Below are 13469 nucleotides of genomic sequence, written 5' to 3'. Positions count from 1 at the left end.
CGCGGGCGCTACGGGAGGGGGTGGCGGTGCGCGAGGGCGACGGAGACGAACTCCTGGACCAGCGCGTCGTGGCGGCTGCCGTCCCAGGCCAGGCACACGCGGTTCGGGCCGATGTCGGACAGCTCCACGTGGGTGACATCGGGGCGGGTGTAGTAGGAGGCGGTGGACAGCGGCAGGACGACCACTCCGCGCCCGGCCGCCACGCTCTCCAGCTTCTCCTCGACCGTACGGAACGCCGGGACCGGGGCCGGGGCGCCGGCGCGCAGCTCCTCGGCGATGTCGCGCCACTCGGGGACCGCGTCGGGGTGCTGGAGCAGGTGCTCCCCGGCGAGGTCGGCGATGGCGAGGGAGGGCTTGCCGGCACAGCGGTGGTCTGCGGGCAGGACCGCGACCCGGGCCTCGGTCATCAGCTCGCACATGTTCAGGCCCCGGGCGTCGAGCGGCATCCTGACGTACCCGACGTCGACCCGGCCGTCACGGATGGCCTCGGCCTGGTCGTCATAGCCGGTCCTGACGACCTCGACGGACAGTCCCTGATGGCGCCCGGAGAACTCCCGGACCGCGCCGGTGACGATCAGGCCCGGCATGAAGCCGACGGTGAAGGTCCCGGGACCGCCCAGCGCGGCGCGGGCCACCCGGCGCCGCGCGGCCCCGGCCGACGCCAGCAGGGGCCTGGCGTCGGCGAGCAGCTGCTCCCCCGCCGCCGTCAGGCCGGTGCTGCGCCGGTCGCGGGAGAACAGCTGTGCCTTGAGTTCGTGCTCCAGCGACCGGATCTGCCGCGACAGCACCGGCTGCGCGATGTGCAGCCGCTCGGCGGCCCGGCCGAAGTGCAGTTCCTCGGCCACCGCGACGAAGTACCGCAGCTTGCGCAGATCGAGGTCCACGGGCACCTCCCTAGCGGCCGGACTCCTCCCGACCGAGCCTATGCGCCTTCGCGCGGCCGGACGAAGCGCCCGGCTCCTGAACCGGCGCCGGGCGCCGGTTCAGGACCCGTCCACGAGGGCGGCCAGGGGGTCCAGCCGGGTCGGGGCCCAGCCCAGCTCGCGGCGGGCACGGGCGCCGGTGATCCGCTGGTCGAGCGCGAAGGCCTGGGCGATCGGGCCCATCCGCTCCTCGGCCTCGTCGAGCGACAGGCGGCGGACGTCGCCGGGGCGGCCGATCGCCCGGCTGACCGCCTCGCTGATCTCCGCGGCCGTGGGATACACGTCGATGGTGCCCGCGTAGACGGAGCCCGCAGGAGCGCCCAGGGCGAGCGCATAGAGCTCGGCGACGTCGTCGACGTGCACGACGGACCAGTGGTTGGCACCGTCGCCGATGCACGGCACGGCGCCGTCGGCGCGCCCCGGCTCCGCGTAGAACATCTCGACCAGACCGGCCGAGTGGCCGAGCACCACACCCGGCATCACCACCACGGGACGCTCGCCGGTCGCGGCGCGGGCCAGGACCCGCTTCTCGTTCTCCAGCCGCCAGGCGGTGAGCCGCGGCGGGGTGAGCGGCGCGTCCTCGTCGACGACGCCGTCGGTGTCGCCGTAGACCCAGACCCCGCCGGTGTGCACGTACGGGCGGGGGCCGGCCCCGTCCTGGAGCGCCTCGGCGGCCGCCCGGTCGACATCGGCGCTGTCGGGACCGGCGTGCTGGCCCAGATGGACCACCCCGTCCGCGGCCCGGGCCGCCTCGGTGAGCAGGGCGGTGTCGGTCAGCGCGCCGTGGACGGCGGCCGCCCCGAGCCCGTTCACGACCGCCGCCGACTCCGAGCTGCGGACCAGAGCGCTCACCTGGACATCCCGACGCACCAGCGCCTTGATCGTCGCCTGCCCGATGTACCCGGATCCTCCGGTGACGAAGACCTTCATGCCGCTCGCCTCTCTCGTTGCCCCGCCGACTCCTGACGGATGCGATGTCGTCGAGTCTTGCCGCGAGACGCCGGGACGGTCCAAGACCTGTCGCGGCCTCTGTGATGCCCGGCGGGTATCACCCCTGACCGGCGGGGGTGAGGAAGAGCGGCGTGACCGAGACCGGTACGCGGGCTCGGTACCCTGCCGATCATGGCGGACTGGGAGATGCGACCCGCTTCGGCCGCGGACGTCGAAACGGTGGCCGCGTTGCGGGCCGTGGTGCTGCGGGCGGATCTGGAACGGCTCGGGCGGTACGACGAGCAGCGGGTACGGCAGCGGCTGCGCGACGGCTTCACGGCGGCGCACAGCCGGGTGATCGAGGTGGGCGGCGTGTTCGCCGGCTGCGTGTCGCTGCGGCCGGCCGCCGGCACCCGGTGGCTGGAGCACTTCTACCTCGCTCCGCACCTCCAGGGCGGCGGCATCGGCACGGCGGTACTGCGCGCCCTGCTGGAACAGTGCGACCGCGACGGCACCCCGGTACGGCTCAACGTGCTCCAGGGCAGCCCGGCGCGGCGGTTGTACGAGCGGCACGGCTTCACTCTCGACACCGAGGACACGGTGGACGTCTTCATGGTGCGCGAACCGGCCGCGTCGGCAGGTGACGTGCCGCAGCCGTAGCTCACGGCGGCCCGCCGCGGCGAAGCGAGTGACGCCGGTACCGGGAGTCCGGTGATCCGAAGCCCAGTCCGTTCTCGTCAAGGGCGTTGTAGACGGTGAGCCGGCCACGCGGCAAGCGGAAGCAGACAGCGACCATTCCCTGTGCCATGTCCTCGCCGGTCCATTCGAGAAGCTCGACGTCCTGAAGGACCTCGCCCTGCAGGGCGAGCAGTTCGGGACTCGTGTCGTGGCGCCACAGCAGATCGAAGCCGGGCCACACGACCGGCTGCCGGGGATCGACCGTGTTCCAGGTGATCGAGAGGTCGTCGAACTTCTCGTGGTTGATCCCCACCTGCTCCCCGGCGAAGTCGAGCAGGACGGGGCAGTCGGAGAACCACGCGTCGCCCTCGACCTCCCGGACCAGCCAGGAACAGGTCAGCGGCCGGCCGGCCGGCGCGCGCAGCCGGTGACCGTGACCTGCCGCGACGGCGGAGAGACCGTTCAGCCACTGCGGCCGGTGGCCCTCGATCCCGAAGTCGGACATGCGCGGGATTCTCCCGGAACCGGGTCCGCCCGCGTGGGGGCGGGGGCATACCCGCCCCCGCGGCTCAGGTGCGGCCGGCGCTGTGCTCCTTGCGGGCACGCCGTTCCAGGGTGCGGCGCCGGCGCTCCGCGGCGGCCGCCTTCAGCCCCTCCTCGCGGCGCTTGTTGTACCCGGGGGGCTCCACGGTGAACAGGCACAGGCCGCAGACGTAACCGCCCTCGGGGCCTTCGATGACGGGTTCGAGGCAGCGCTCACAGTCCATGGCGACCTGTCCTTACTCCTCAGCCGGATGCGCCGCGGTTGTTGCGGGACCAGCGCCCTCCGGGGCCCTGGAGCACGGACGCGCCACGGTTCGTACGGTTCACTCGTGCAGTCGTACCGTACAGGGCGCCCGTGTGCCAGCGGTTCCGGTGAGTTCACCGAACGTCACGCGCTGTTCGGGACCCGGTCCGAGAAGCCGTGGATCCATCCCGGGTACTCCACCGGGAGGCGGCTGGCGGCGTCCAGCTCCTCCAGGTCCTGCGCGGAGAGCGTCAGGTCCAGGGCGGACAGGTTGTCGGTGAGCTGCTCGGGACGGCGGGCACCGACGATGGCGCTCGTGACGCCGGGCCGGCCGAGGACCCACGCCAGGGCGACGCTCGCGACGGAGGCATCGTGGCGGGCGGCCACCACGCGCAGGACGTCGACGACGTCGTGGACGCGCTCGCGGTCCACGGGCGGGAAGTCCAGCTTGGCGCGGCGGGCGGCCGCGTCGCTCGCGCCGCTGCGGTCGAACTTGCCGGTGAGCATGCCGCCGGCGAGCGGGCTCCAGACGAGCATGCCCAGCTTCTGGTCGCGGACCAGCGGCAGGATCTCGCGCTCGATGTCGCGTCCGGCCAGGGAGTAGTACGACTGGAGCGAGCAGTAGCGGGCCAGGCCGCGCCGGTCGGAGGCGCCGAGGGCCTTCATCATGTGCCAGGCGGCGAGATTGGAGGCGCCGATGTAGCGGATCTTGCCCTGGCGTACAGCGTCGTCGAGGGCGCCGAGGGTCTCCTCGACGGGCGTGACCGGGTCGATGTTGTGGATCTGGTAGAGGTCGATGTGGTCGGTGCGCAGACGGCGCAGGCTGTCCTCCAGTGCCTGCATGATGTGCAGCCGCGACTGGCCGACCTCGTTGGGGCCGGGGCCCACGCGGGCGGTCATCTTCGTGGCGAGGACCACGTCGCGGCGGCGCTTGCCGAGCACCTCGCCGAGCAGTTCCTCGGACTCGCCCGCGGCGTAGACGTTCGCGGTGTCGATCAGGTTGATGCCGCTGTCGAGGGCGAGGCCCACGATCTCGTCGGTCTGCCGGACGTCCAGCCCGCCGACCGAGTCGTAGGGCGGGGTGTTTCCCCCGCCGAAGGTCATCGCGCCGAGGGCGATCCTGGACACGAAGACTCCGGTGCTGCCCAGCTGCTCGTACTGCATTGCTGTCTCACTGCCTCTTCTGGTGCGTGCGGAACGTCATCTGCCGGAGGCCCGCGGTGCCTCCGTATCTGCACGCTAGGACCGCGGCGATGGACAATCCATAAGAGAAAGTCCTTCGAAGTTGCGCAATCGTCCGGAGTGACCATGGATCCGCTGTCCGACGTCCTGAACCTGCTCCACCTCCGCGGAGCCTCGCCCTCCCGGATGGAGGCGGGCGGGCCATGGGCGCTGCGCTTCCGCGCCTACCCGTACGTCAAGGTCGGCGCCGTCCTCACCGGCTCCTGTGTGCTCGCCCCGGACGGCACTCCCCCACTGCGGCTGGAGGCGGGCGACTGCTACCTGCTCACGGGCGACCGGCCCTACCAGGTGGGCAGCGATCCGCTGCAGGAGCCGGTCGACGGGCACGCCGTCTACCAGGCGGCGCGGGCCCGGGCCCGGAGCAGCTCGATGACCGTGCGGTACGGCGATCCCGAGGCGCCGGACCGCGCCGTCGTCGTCGGCGGCAGCATCGAGTTCGACGACGTCACCGCGGGGCTGCTGCTCAGCAGCCTGCCGCCGACCGCCCGCATCGCCGCGGACAGCCCGCAGGCACACGTGCTGCGGCCCACGCTGCAACTGCTGGCCGACGAGACCGCGGAGGACCGCCCCGGTTCGGCGGTCATGGCGGCCAGCCTCACGCAGATCCTCTTCCTCCAGGCGCTGCGCGCCTACCTCGAACTGACCGCCGAGGCGGGCGAGTCCGGCACCGGCTGGCTCGGCGGCCTCAGCGACCCCCAGATCGGCGCCGCGCTCGGGCACATGCACCAGCGGCCCGCGCACCCCTGGACGGTCGGCGAACTCGCCTCCGCCGTCGGCATGTCGCGCTCCGCCTTCGCGCTGCGCTTCAGGACGCTCGTCGGCCGGCCGCCCCTGGACTACCTCCTGCGCTGGCGCATCCAGCGCGCGGCGGCCGCCCTCCGCGGCGGCGACCGCACCGTCGCCTCCGTCGCCGCCGAGTGGGGCTACGCCTCCGAGAGCGCCTTCAGCAACGCTTTCAAGCGCGTCACCGGCCAGCCGCCCGCCCGCCACCGGATCCTGGCGCTGCGCCGGGGGGAACGGGGCGCGGCGCAGGCGACCGGGTGAGGCGCCGTCGGATCAGCGCGGCGTCCGGCCGGTGCGTGCGCCGTCGAGGAGGACCAGCGCCGCGCCGGTCACCGCGGCGGCCGTCGCCGCGGTGAGGATGGTGCGGGAGGAGCGCCATGACAGGACGGACCAGCGGGACTGGGCGGACAGCAGCGAGCCGACGCTGAGCCAGGAACCGGCGGAGAGCAGGGAGAGGCTGGAGCCGAGGGAGGCGGCGGACAGCGCGCTGCCGACCGAACCCACGGACAGCACCGAGCCGACGGAGCCGATCGAGAGGACGGAGTCCACGGATCCGATGGACAGGACGGAGCCCTTCGACCACAGGGAGAGCGAGGACCTCTCGGGGATGGCAGTCATGGATGCCATCCTGCCGGACTCCGCCACGCGCCGCCGGTGCTCCGTACGTACCCCGGGGCATCGACGGCGTACGACGGCCCCGGCACCGAGCCACGGTGCCCGGACCGTCGCCCCGGTTACTTCCGGCCCAGCCAGATCGGATTGGTGATCGCCAGGGCCGGTCCCGCCCGATAGCCGGGGGTCGCCACCTCGGCGCTGATCGCGAACTCCGTCCGCGCGCCGCCCGACCAGCCGCGGAAGCCGCACCCGCCGACGTCCGTACCGTGCTGGTCGAAAATGCCGATGTCGCAGGCGTTCCCCTGCGTCCCGGGGGGCACGGCCGGCCTGTCGTAGCTGTACGACACCGCGATCTGCCTGACCCCGCGCGGCACTTCGACGGGCAGGTGGACGAAGTCGGCGGCGCCGGCCGGCAGATGCCCGGTGACCACCCGGCTCTGCACGGTCCCCTCCGGCGGGAGTCCGCCGGTGCCGCCGGGGTGACCGCAGGCCCGGCCGGCGTCGGATGCGGCCGCGAAACTCATGGGGCCGGCTTCAGCACGCCGGTCGCGCCCGCGAGCGCGGAAAGCCTCAACACATCGCGTCTCTCGATCTTTTCAGTCTCACGCGTCCGGGTAACGGGAGCATGGCGGCCTTCTGTGCGCCGGGCTTCCGGACGCCGGCTCCCCAGTGGCCGTGAGCAGGCGCCTGACGGGCCTGCCGGCCGGTCAGGCGCCTGTCCGCCCGTTCCTAGAAGAAGCCGAGCTTCTTCGGCGAGTAGCTGACCAGGAGGTTCTTGGTCTGCTGGTAGTGGTCGAGCATCATCTTGTGGTTCTCGCGTCCGATGCCGGACTGCTTGTAGCCGCCGAAGGCGGCGTGCGCCGGGTAGGCGTGGTAGCAGTTGGTCCACACCCGGCCGGCCTGGATCGCGCGGCCCGCGCGGTAGGCGGTGCTGCCGTCACGGGTCCAGACGCCGGCACCGAGGCCGTAGAGGGTGTCGTTGGCGATGGAGATGGCGTCCTCGAAGTCGTTGAACGACGTGACGGCGACGACCGGGCCGAAGATCTCCTCCTGGAAGACCCGCATGCGGTTGTCGCCCTCCAGGATGGTGGGCTGGACGTAGTAGCCGCCCGCCAGTTCGCCGCTGAGCTGGGCGCGCTCGCCGCCGGTGAGGACCTTGGCGCCCTCCTGCTGGCCGATGTCGAAGTAGGAGAGGATCTTCTCCAGCTGGTCGTTGGACGCCTGGGCGCCGATCATCGTGGCCGTGTCGAGCGGGTGGCCCTGGACGATCTTCTCCGTGCGGGTGACGGCCGCCTCCAGGAAGGGGCTGTAGTGGCCGCGCTGGATCAGGGCGCGGGACGGGCAGGTGCAGACCTCGCCCTGGTTGAGGGCGAACATCGTGAAGCCCTCGAGCGCCTTGTCGTAGAAGTCGTCCTCGGCGGACGAGATGTCCTCGAAGAAGATGTTGGGGCTCTTGCCGCCGAGTTCGAGCGTCACGGGCTTCAGGTTCTGCGACGCGTACTGCATGATCAGCCGGCCCGTGGTGGTCTCGCCGGTGAAGGCGACCTTGGCCACGCGCGGGCTGGCGGCGAGCGGCTTGCCGGCCTCGACGCCGAAGCCGTTGACGATGTTGACGACACCGGGCGGCAGGATGTCGGCGATCAGGCTCATCCAGAAGTGGATGGAGGCCGGGGTCTGCTCGGCGGGCTTGATGACGACGGCGTTGCCCGCGGCCAGGGCCGGGGCGAGCTTCCAGGTCGCCATCAGGATCGGGAAGTTCCACGGGATGATCTGGGCGACGACGCCCAGCGGCTCGTGGAAGTGGTACGCGACCGTGTCGTCGTCGATCTCGGCGAGGCTGCCCTCCTGTGCCCGCACGGCGCCCGCGAAGTACCGGAAGTGGTCGATGGCCAGCGGGATGTCGGCGGCCAGCGTCTCGCGGACCGGCTTGCCGTTCTCCCAGCTCTCGGCGACGGCCAGTTCCTCCAGGTGCTGCTCCATGCGGTCGGCGATCCGGTTGAGGATGTTCGCGCGGTCGCTCACCGAGGTGCGGCCCCAGGCCGGTGCCGCCGCGTGCGCGGCGTCCAGGGCCCGCTCGACGTCCTCGGCGGTGCCGCGGGCGATCTCGGTGAAGGGCTGACCGGTGATCGGGGTCGGGTTCTCGAAGTACTCGCCGCGCGCGGGAGGGACGTACTCGCCGCCGATCCAGTGGTCGTAGCGGGGCTGGTAGCTGACGATGGAGCCCTCGGAACCGGGGTTGGCGTAGCGGGTCATGGGGCGGCCTCCCATGGATGGGCCGCCCGCTCCGTTGCGGACGGCGGTGGTGCGACCGTAGAACGCGGAAGGTTGCAGGAGGGTTGCGACGCGGCGTACCAGCGGAACTACACTCGGCAGCAACCGGCCGGTGCCGCCGGGCGCCGGCCCACCCCCGACCCAGGGGCGACCATGACTGCCTCGTACGCGGCCTCCTACACGGCCTGGCCACCCGGGACCGATCCGCAGTCGCTGCGCCGGGACGTGGCACGTGCCCACGAGGAGTTCCTCAGCACCGGGCGGGCGCCGCGGCCCGTGCGCGACGTGGTGCGGGACTCGTGGCAGCGCTCGCGCAGCCGCGGTGTCGACCCGGAGGGGGCGGGGCCCAGCGTCCCGGCCCTGTCGGGGCCGGAGTTGCGCGCCTACCGCGAGAGCCACCCGCTGGCGGCGGTGCTGCCCGTGGTCCGCCGGCTGCTGGTCGAATCGGCGCAGGAGAGCGACGAGTTGGTGGCCATCGGCGACGAGCACGGCCGCCTGCTGTGGGTCGAGGGCGCGCCGGGCCTGGCGGCGCGCGCGGAGCGGATCGGTTTCGTCGAGGGTGCCGTGTGGGCCGAGGAGGCCGCCGGTACGAACGCGCCGGGCACGGCGCTCGCCCTCGGCCGGCCGTTGCAGATCTACGCGGGGGAGCACTTCGTGCGCCCGGTGCACCCCTGGAGCTGCTCGGCGGCGCCGCTGCGGGACCCGGACACCGGGCGGGTCATCGGCGTGCTCGACCTGACCGGGGGCGACCACATCGCGGCGCCGCACGCGCTGGCGCTGGTACGGGCCACGGTCGCGGCGGCGGAGGCGGAACTGAGGGTGCTCCGGCTGCGCGGGGAGATCCCGGCGGCTGCTCCGGGGGCCGGGCCGGCGGTGGGGGCGAGCGCCGCTCCGGCATGCCGGCTGGAGGTGCTCTCGCGGGACCGGGCGCGGTTCGTCTCACCGGACGGGAGCGTCGAGCTGAGCCCCCGTCACTCCGAGATCGTGTTCGTCCTCGCCCTGCATCCGCGCGGGCTCGGCGCCGACGCGCTCGCCGTCCGGCTGCACGAGCACGAGGCGGCCCGGGTCACCATGCGCGCCGAGATGTCCAGACTGCGGCGTCTGCTGGGCCCGCACGTCCTCGGCTCGCGCCCGTACCGGCTGTTGCTGCCCGCCGCCAGCGATGCCGAGGAGGTGCACGCCCTCCTGGCCCGCGGCGCGTACCGAGAGGCGCTCGCCGCCTATCCGGGCGCGCTGCTGCCCGGGTCCGCCGCCCCCGCCGTGGCCGAGGCCCGCGACGAACTCGACTGCGAGATGCGCCGGGCGCTGCGCCACCGCGGCGACGCCCGGCTGCTGCTCGCCTGGCTGGAGCGCCCCGAGAACCATGTCGACACCGAGATGCTCGAAGCGGCGATCAGCGCGCTTCCGCAGGAGTCGCCGCGCCGGCTGATGCTGCGGACACTGCTGGAGCGTGCCTGAGCGCTCCCCTCCCGGCGTTACGACGTCGCGTCGCCCGGCGCCCTGACCAGGAGGAACAGCGGGCGGCGGCGGAGTGCGAAGCCCATGGACTCGTAGAGCCGGATCGCGTTGGTGTTCCTGGGGTCGGCGTGCAGGAACGGCGTCTCCCCGCGGTCGGCGATGCCCGCGGCGACCGCGCGGATCAGCCGGCTCGCCAGGCCGCGGCCGCGGTGGTCAGGGTCGGTGCACACGGCGCTGATCTCCGTGCCGCCCGGCGGGCGCATGCGCTCGCCGGCCATGGCGATGAGGCGCCCGTTCTCCCGCACGCCGAGGTAGGTGCCGAGTTCGATGGTGCGCGGCGCGAACGGGCCGGGCTTCGTGCGGGCGATCAGGTCCATGATCTCGGGGACGTCGTCGGCGCCCAGCGGCACGGCCTGCGGATCGTACGCGACACGCAGATCCGTGCCGACGAGCTGCACGCCCTCGCCGCCCTCCAGGACCTGCCAGTCCCCGGGCACCTCCGGCGAGCCCGTCACCAGCGCGGTTGCGCCGGGGCCGAGCAGTTCGGCCAGGTCCGCCCAGGCCGCCGGGTCGGCTTGGTCCTCCAGGGACGCGAACGGCGACATGTCGCCGGGGTAGCGCACGGCCCGGCCGTGCCGTTCGGCGAATCGCGCGTGCGCGCCGGTCAGGGCGAACCATACGGGGTTGTCCAGCGGATGCGGCGCTCCGGCCGCGAGCGGCTCCGCACCGGAGTCGGACGGGTGGGCGGGGTGGACGCTGGTCGACATGGCGGGGCGGTTCTCCGATCCGTGGGGTCGTGCGGGCCACTGGGTGCAACGGCCACGGAGCCGCATCCCTTCCTGCCCTGACGAGCGTCTTCCACCCTACGGCCCGGCCCCGCGCCCGCCGGGCGCGGGCCGGGGGGCGACTCGCCGCCTCACACGCGCAGGACGAGTTTGCCCCGCACGTCGCCGCCGCGCAGCCGGCGAACCGCCTCGGGGGTGTCGGCGAGCGCGGCGTACACACGGTCCACGGCGGGGGTGACCGCGCCCGCGTCGATGAGTCCGGCGAGGCTTTCGAGGTCGGCGGCCGGCTGCGTCCCGACGAGGGTGCGTATCCGGTGCCGGACGAAACCCGACAGCAGCAGTCCGCGCAGTTGCCGGCCGATGCCCCCGGTGAAGCGGCCACCGTGCTCGCCCCCGACGATGACGAGGGTGCCGCGCGGGGTCAGGACGCGGCGGAGCCGGGAGAGCGGGCGATTGCCCGCGATGTCGAGGACGAGGTCGTAGCGGCGGGCGCCGTCGGCGGGGTCCTCGCGGGTGTGGTCGAGGACCTCGTCGGCGCCGAGGGAGCGGACGAAGGCGGTCTTGGCCGTACTGCACACGCCGGTGACGTGGGCCGCGCCGAGCGCCCTGGCCAGTTGCACGGCGTACGAGCCGACGCCGCCGGACGCGCCGATGACGAGGACGTGCTGCCCGGCCCGCAGGCGCCCGCTGTCGCGCAGTGCCTGCAGTGCCGTGCACGCGGAGACGGGGACGGCGGCCGCCTCCTCGAAGCCGAGGCGGTCCGGCTTCGGCGCGAGGTGCGCCTCCTTGGCGCAGGCGTATTCGGCGTACGTGCCGGCGCCACTGCCGTACACCGCGTCCCCCGGGGCGAAGCGCACGACCCCGGGGCCGACGGCTTCCACGCGGCCCGCGAGGTCCGTGCCGCGCACCCGGTTCCTCGGCGCCCGCAGGCCGAAGCCGAGGGCGCGCAGGAGGTAGGGCATGCCCGCCATGACGTGCCAGACGCCCTGGTCCACACCCGCGGCGTGGACGCGTACGAGCACCTCGCCCGGGCCGGGCACGGGCCGGGCGGTCTCCTCGACCCGCAGGACGGACGGCGGTCCGTAGCTGTCCTGGACGACGGCCTTCACCGGGGCTCCTCGGGGGACGCGGGGGCGGACTCGGGGTACTGGAACACGGCGTCGATGGGCACGCCGAAGACATGGGCTATCTGGAAGGCCATCTCCAGGGACGGCGAGTAGCGGCCCTGCTCGATGGCGATCACGGTCTGCCGGGTCACGCCGATGCGCCGCGCGAGTTCGGCCTGTGTCATCTCGTCCTTGGCGAAGCGCAGGGCCCGGATCTCGTTGGTGACCCTGGTCGGCCTCACCACGGGTGGAAGCCCAGCCGGTAGGAGACGATCTTCGCCGCGGAACCGGCGACCGCCGACAGGACGAAGGCGAGGTATATCGCGTTGGCGATCCAGAACCGGTCCGATCCGGCCATCGCGAGGACGAGTCCGGCCACCGCGCCGACGACCACGAACGCGTGGCCGACGTACTCGCCGAAGCGGTGGATCTCCCGGTCGCGCTGGTCCTTGACGTTCGCCTCCCGGGGCGAGGCCACCGACACCGCGATGTGCAGCAGGACCGACGCCGCGATCGCGGCACCCACCGACCACACCAGCGCCGGCACATAGGGCACGCCGGCCGGCGACGCGCCTCCCGCCCGGCCGAGGACGACGGTCAGATACACCGCGTACGAGGCGATCGTGACCACGACCATGATCCAGGCGCGTTTTTCCTCGACAGCCATCACAGAGCCCCCATGTAAAGAAAACCTGACATCGAGCAGTGTCAAGCACTCTTGACTCCATGTCAAGAATGTTTGACACTGTCGGAACCCGGAACCCGGAACCCGGAACCCGGAACCCGGAACCCGGACGTCAGATGTGACGTACCGTCACTCACCCTCCGCCGGGGCCAGGATCACGGACCGGGTGAGGTGCCGCGGGGAGTCCGGGTCCAGTCCGCGGGCGGCTCCCAGGGCGGCCGCGAGGCGCTGGACGAGGACGAGGTCGGCGAGCGGGTCGCGGCCGGCCGCGACCAGGCGACCGCCGGTACGGGCGATCTGCCCCGGCAGGCCCGGCGGCAGATCGGCCGGGTCCCCGAACCACCAGGCGACCCGGCCGGGCCCGGTGATGCTGATCGGGCCGTGGCGGTACTCCATGACGGGGTAGGCCTCGGTCCAGGCGCCCGCCGCCTCGCGCATCTTGAGAGCGGCCTCCTGGGCCACACCGTACGCCCAGCCCTTACCGAGGAACGTGAACTGCTCCGTCTCCAGCAGTTCGCCGGGCAGCGGGTCGGCGAGGGCCGACTCGCCCTGCGCGGCCAGCCCGCCCAGGTCCTCGCCGAGCAGCGCCCGCAGGAGCACGAGTTCGGTGGTGGCGAAGCGCGTCTGCACGACCGACGTCTCGTCGGCGAAGTCCAGGACCACGGCCGCGTCGGCGAGTTCCATGACGGGGGTCGCCGGGTCGGCGGTGACCGCGACCGTGGGGGTCGTGCCGCGCAGGCGGCCGAGCACGTCGAGCACTTCGGTCGTGGTGCCGGACCGGGTCAGGGCGAGGACGCGGTCGTAGGCGCGTCCGGCCGGCATCTCGGAGGCCGCGAACGCGTCCGTCTCGCCCAGGCCCGCGGACTCGCGCAGCACGGCGTAGGCGTGGGCCATGAACCAGGAGGTGCCGCACCCGACGACCGCCACACGCTCGCCCGGGCGGGGCATCGCGGCCCGCCTGGAGGTGTTCGCGTCGGCGGCCAGGGCGACCGCCCGGCGCCAGCAGTCGGGCTGGGTCGCGATCTCGATCTCGGTCTGGCTCATGGGACTCCGTCCGCTCGATTCGATCCGGTTCTGCCAGTGCTGCCGGTCTTGACACGCCGCACGTTCGATCCAGCATGATGAGCGATGTTGCTCGACTCCTGCAATATTCGCGCACAAACGCGCACGGCGGAAGGAGGTGGCGGTCCCCGTGGACGAAGGCCG

16 protein-coding genes are annotated in these 13469 nt (G+C 73.1%); 3 read left to right on the top strand and 13 right to left on the bottom strand.

Translation table 11 applies throughout. From position 1 onward, the window contains the following. Nucleotides 1–8: 8 nt before the first annotated feature. Both RV983_RS32965 and RV983_RS32960 read right to left on the bottom strand, forming a co-directional pair. Nucleotides 9–884, bottom strand: a complete 876-nt coding sequence (locus RV983_RS32965) for a LysR family transcriptional regulator (protein ID WP_475989365.1) — start codon at nt 882–884, stop codon at nt 9–11. 99 nt (nt 885–983) lie between these two features. Continuing rightward, the gene (locus tag RV983_RS32960; protein WP_475989364.1) at nt 984–1853 is read right to left on the bottom strand and encodes an NAD-dependent epimerase/dehydratase family protein; all 870 of its coding nucleotides are present in this window, start codon (nt 1851–1853) and stop codon (nt 984–986) included. Nucleotides 1854–2045: 192 nt separating this feature from the next. On the opposite strand from RV983_RS32960, the gene RV983_RS32955 reads away from it, so the two are divergent. Continuing rightward, on the top strand, nt 2046–2513 hold the full coding sequence (locus RV983_RS32955; protein ID WP_475989363.1) for a GNAT family N-acetyltransferase: 468 nt from the start codon (nt 2046–2048) through the stop codon (nt 2511–2513). A 1-nt stretch (nt 2514) separates the two neighbouring features. On the opposite strand, the gene RV983_RS32950 is transcribed toward RV983_RS32955, so the two are convergent. From RV983_RS32950 to RV983_RS32940, 3 genes are all read right to left on the bottom strand, one after another. Further along, a complete protein-coding gene (locus RV983_RS32950) occupies nt 2515–3036 on the bottom strand; it encodes a hypothetical protein (RefSeq protein ID WP_475989362.1) in 522 nt (173 codons plus the stop codon). 64 nt (nt 3037–3100) lie between these two features. Further along, on the bottom strand, nt 3101–3298 hold the full coding sequence (locus RV983_RS32945; protein ID WP_319660420.1) for a hypothetical protein: 198 nt from the start codon (nt 3296–3298) through the stop codon (nt 3101–3103). A 164-nt stretch (nt 3299–3462) separates the two neighbouring features. Next, nucleotides 3463–4482, bottom strand: a complete 1020-nt coding sequence (locus tag RV983_RS32940) for an aldo/keto reductase (RefSeq protein ID WP_475989361.1) — start codon at nt 4480–4482, stop codon at nt 3463–3465. A 144-nt stretch (nt 4483–4626) separates the two neighbouring features. Between RV983_RS32940 and RV983_RS32935 the strand changes: the two genes are divergently transcribed. Next, complete coding sequence (locus RV983_RS32935; RefSeq protein ID WP_475989360.1) at nt 4627–5604, top strand: AraC family transcriptional regulator; 978 nt, start codon at nt 4627–4629, stop codon at nt 5602–5604. Nucleotides 5605–5616: 12 nt separating this feature from the next. On the opposite strand, the gene RV983_RS32930 is transcribed toward RV983_RS32935, so the two are convergent. The 3 genes from RV983_RS32930 to exaC form a co-directional block, all read right to left on the bottom strand. After that, a complete protein-coding gene (locus RV983_RS32930; RefSeq protein ID WP_475989359.1) occupies nt 5617–5970 on the bottom strand; it encodes a hypothetical protein in 354 nt (117 codons plus the stop codon). 107 nt (nt 5971–6077) lie between these two features. After that, nucleotides 6078–6482, bottom strand: a complete 405-nt coding sequence (locus tag RV983_RS32925; protein WP_475989358.1) for a hypothetical protein — start codon at nt 6480–6482, stop codon at nt 6078–6080. A 205-nt stretch (nt 6483–6687) separates the two neighbouring features. After that, on the bottom strand, nt 6688–8211 hold the full coding sequence (gene exaC / locus RV983_RS32920) for an acetaldehyde dehydrogenase ExaC (RefSeq protein WP_475989357.1): 1524 nt from the start codon (nt 8209–8211) through the stop codon (nt 6688–6690). A gap of 171 nt (nt 8212–8382) precedes the next feature. Between exaC and RV983_RS32915 the strand changes: the two genes are divergently transcribed. Beyond that, nucleotides 8383–9687, top strand: a complete 1305-nt coding sequence (locus RV983_RS32915; RefSeq protein WP_475989356.1) for a GAF domain-containing protein — start codon at nt 8383–8385, stop codon at nt 9685–9687. 17 nt (nt 9688–9704) lie between these two features. On the opposite strand, the gene RV983_RS32910 is transcribed toward RV983_RS32915, so the two are convergent. The 5 genes from RV983_RS32910 to RV983_RS32890 all read right to left on the bottom strand — a co-directional run bounded on the left by RV983_RS32910 (nt 9705) and on the right by RV983_RS32890 (nt 13307). Next, nucleotides 9705–10454, bottom strand: coding sequence for a GNAT family N-acetyltransferase (locus RV983_RS32910; RefSeq protein ID WP_475989355.1), 750 nt, complete (start codon nt 10452–10454; stop codon nt 9705–9707). Between the two features lie 149 nt (nt 10455–10603). After that, complete coding sequence (locus RV983_RS32905) at nt 10604–11581, bottom strand: NAD(P)-dependent alcohol dehydrogenase (protein ID WP_475989354.1); 978 nt, start codon at nt 11579–11581, stop codon at nt 10604–10606. Beyond that, nucleotides 11578–11823: a helix-turn-helix transcriptional regulator gene (locus tag RV983_RS32900; RefSeq protein WP_475989353.1), complete on the bottom strand. Its 246-nt coding sequence runs from the start codon at nt 11821–11823 to the stop codon at nt 11578–11580. The genes RV983_RS32905 and RV983_RS32900 overlap by 4 nt, the downstream gene beginning before the upstream one ends. Then, nucleotides 11817–12245, bottom strand: coding sequence for a hypothetical protein (locus tag RV983_RS32895; protein WP_475989352.1), 429 nt, complete (start codon nt 12243–12245; stop codon nt 11817–11819). Before RV983_RS32895 ends, RV983_RS32900 begins: the two co-directional genes overlap by 7 nt. 147 nt (nt 12246–12392) lie before the next feature. Further along, the gene (locus RV983_RS32890; RefSeq protein ID WP_475989351.1) at nt 12393–13307 is read right to left on the bottom strand and encodes an SIS domain-containing protein; all 915 of its coding nucleotides are present in this window, start codon (nt 13305–13307) and stop codon (nt 12393–12395) included. Nucleotides 13308–13469 lie beyond the last annotated feature (162 nt).

This window comes from Streptomyces sp. RLA123 (assembly GCF_056270165.1).
Note: the sequence above shows the minus strand (reverse complement) of the source record. Positions and strands in the feature narration are given on the sequence as shown.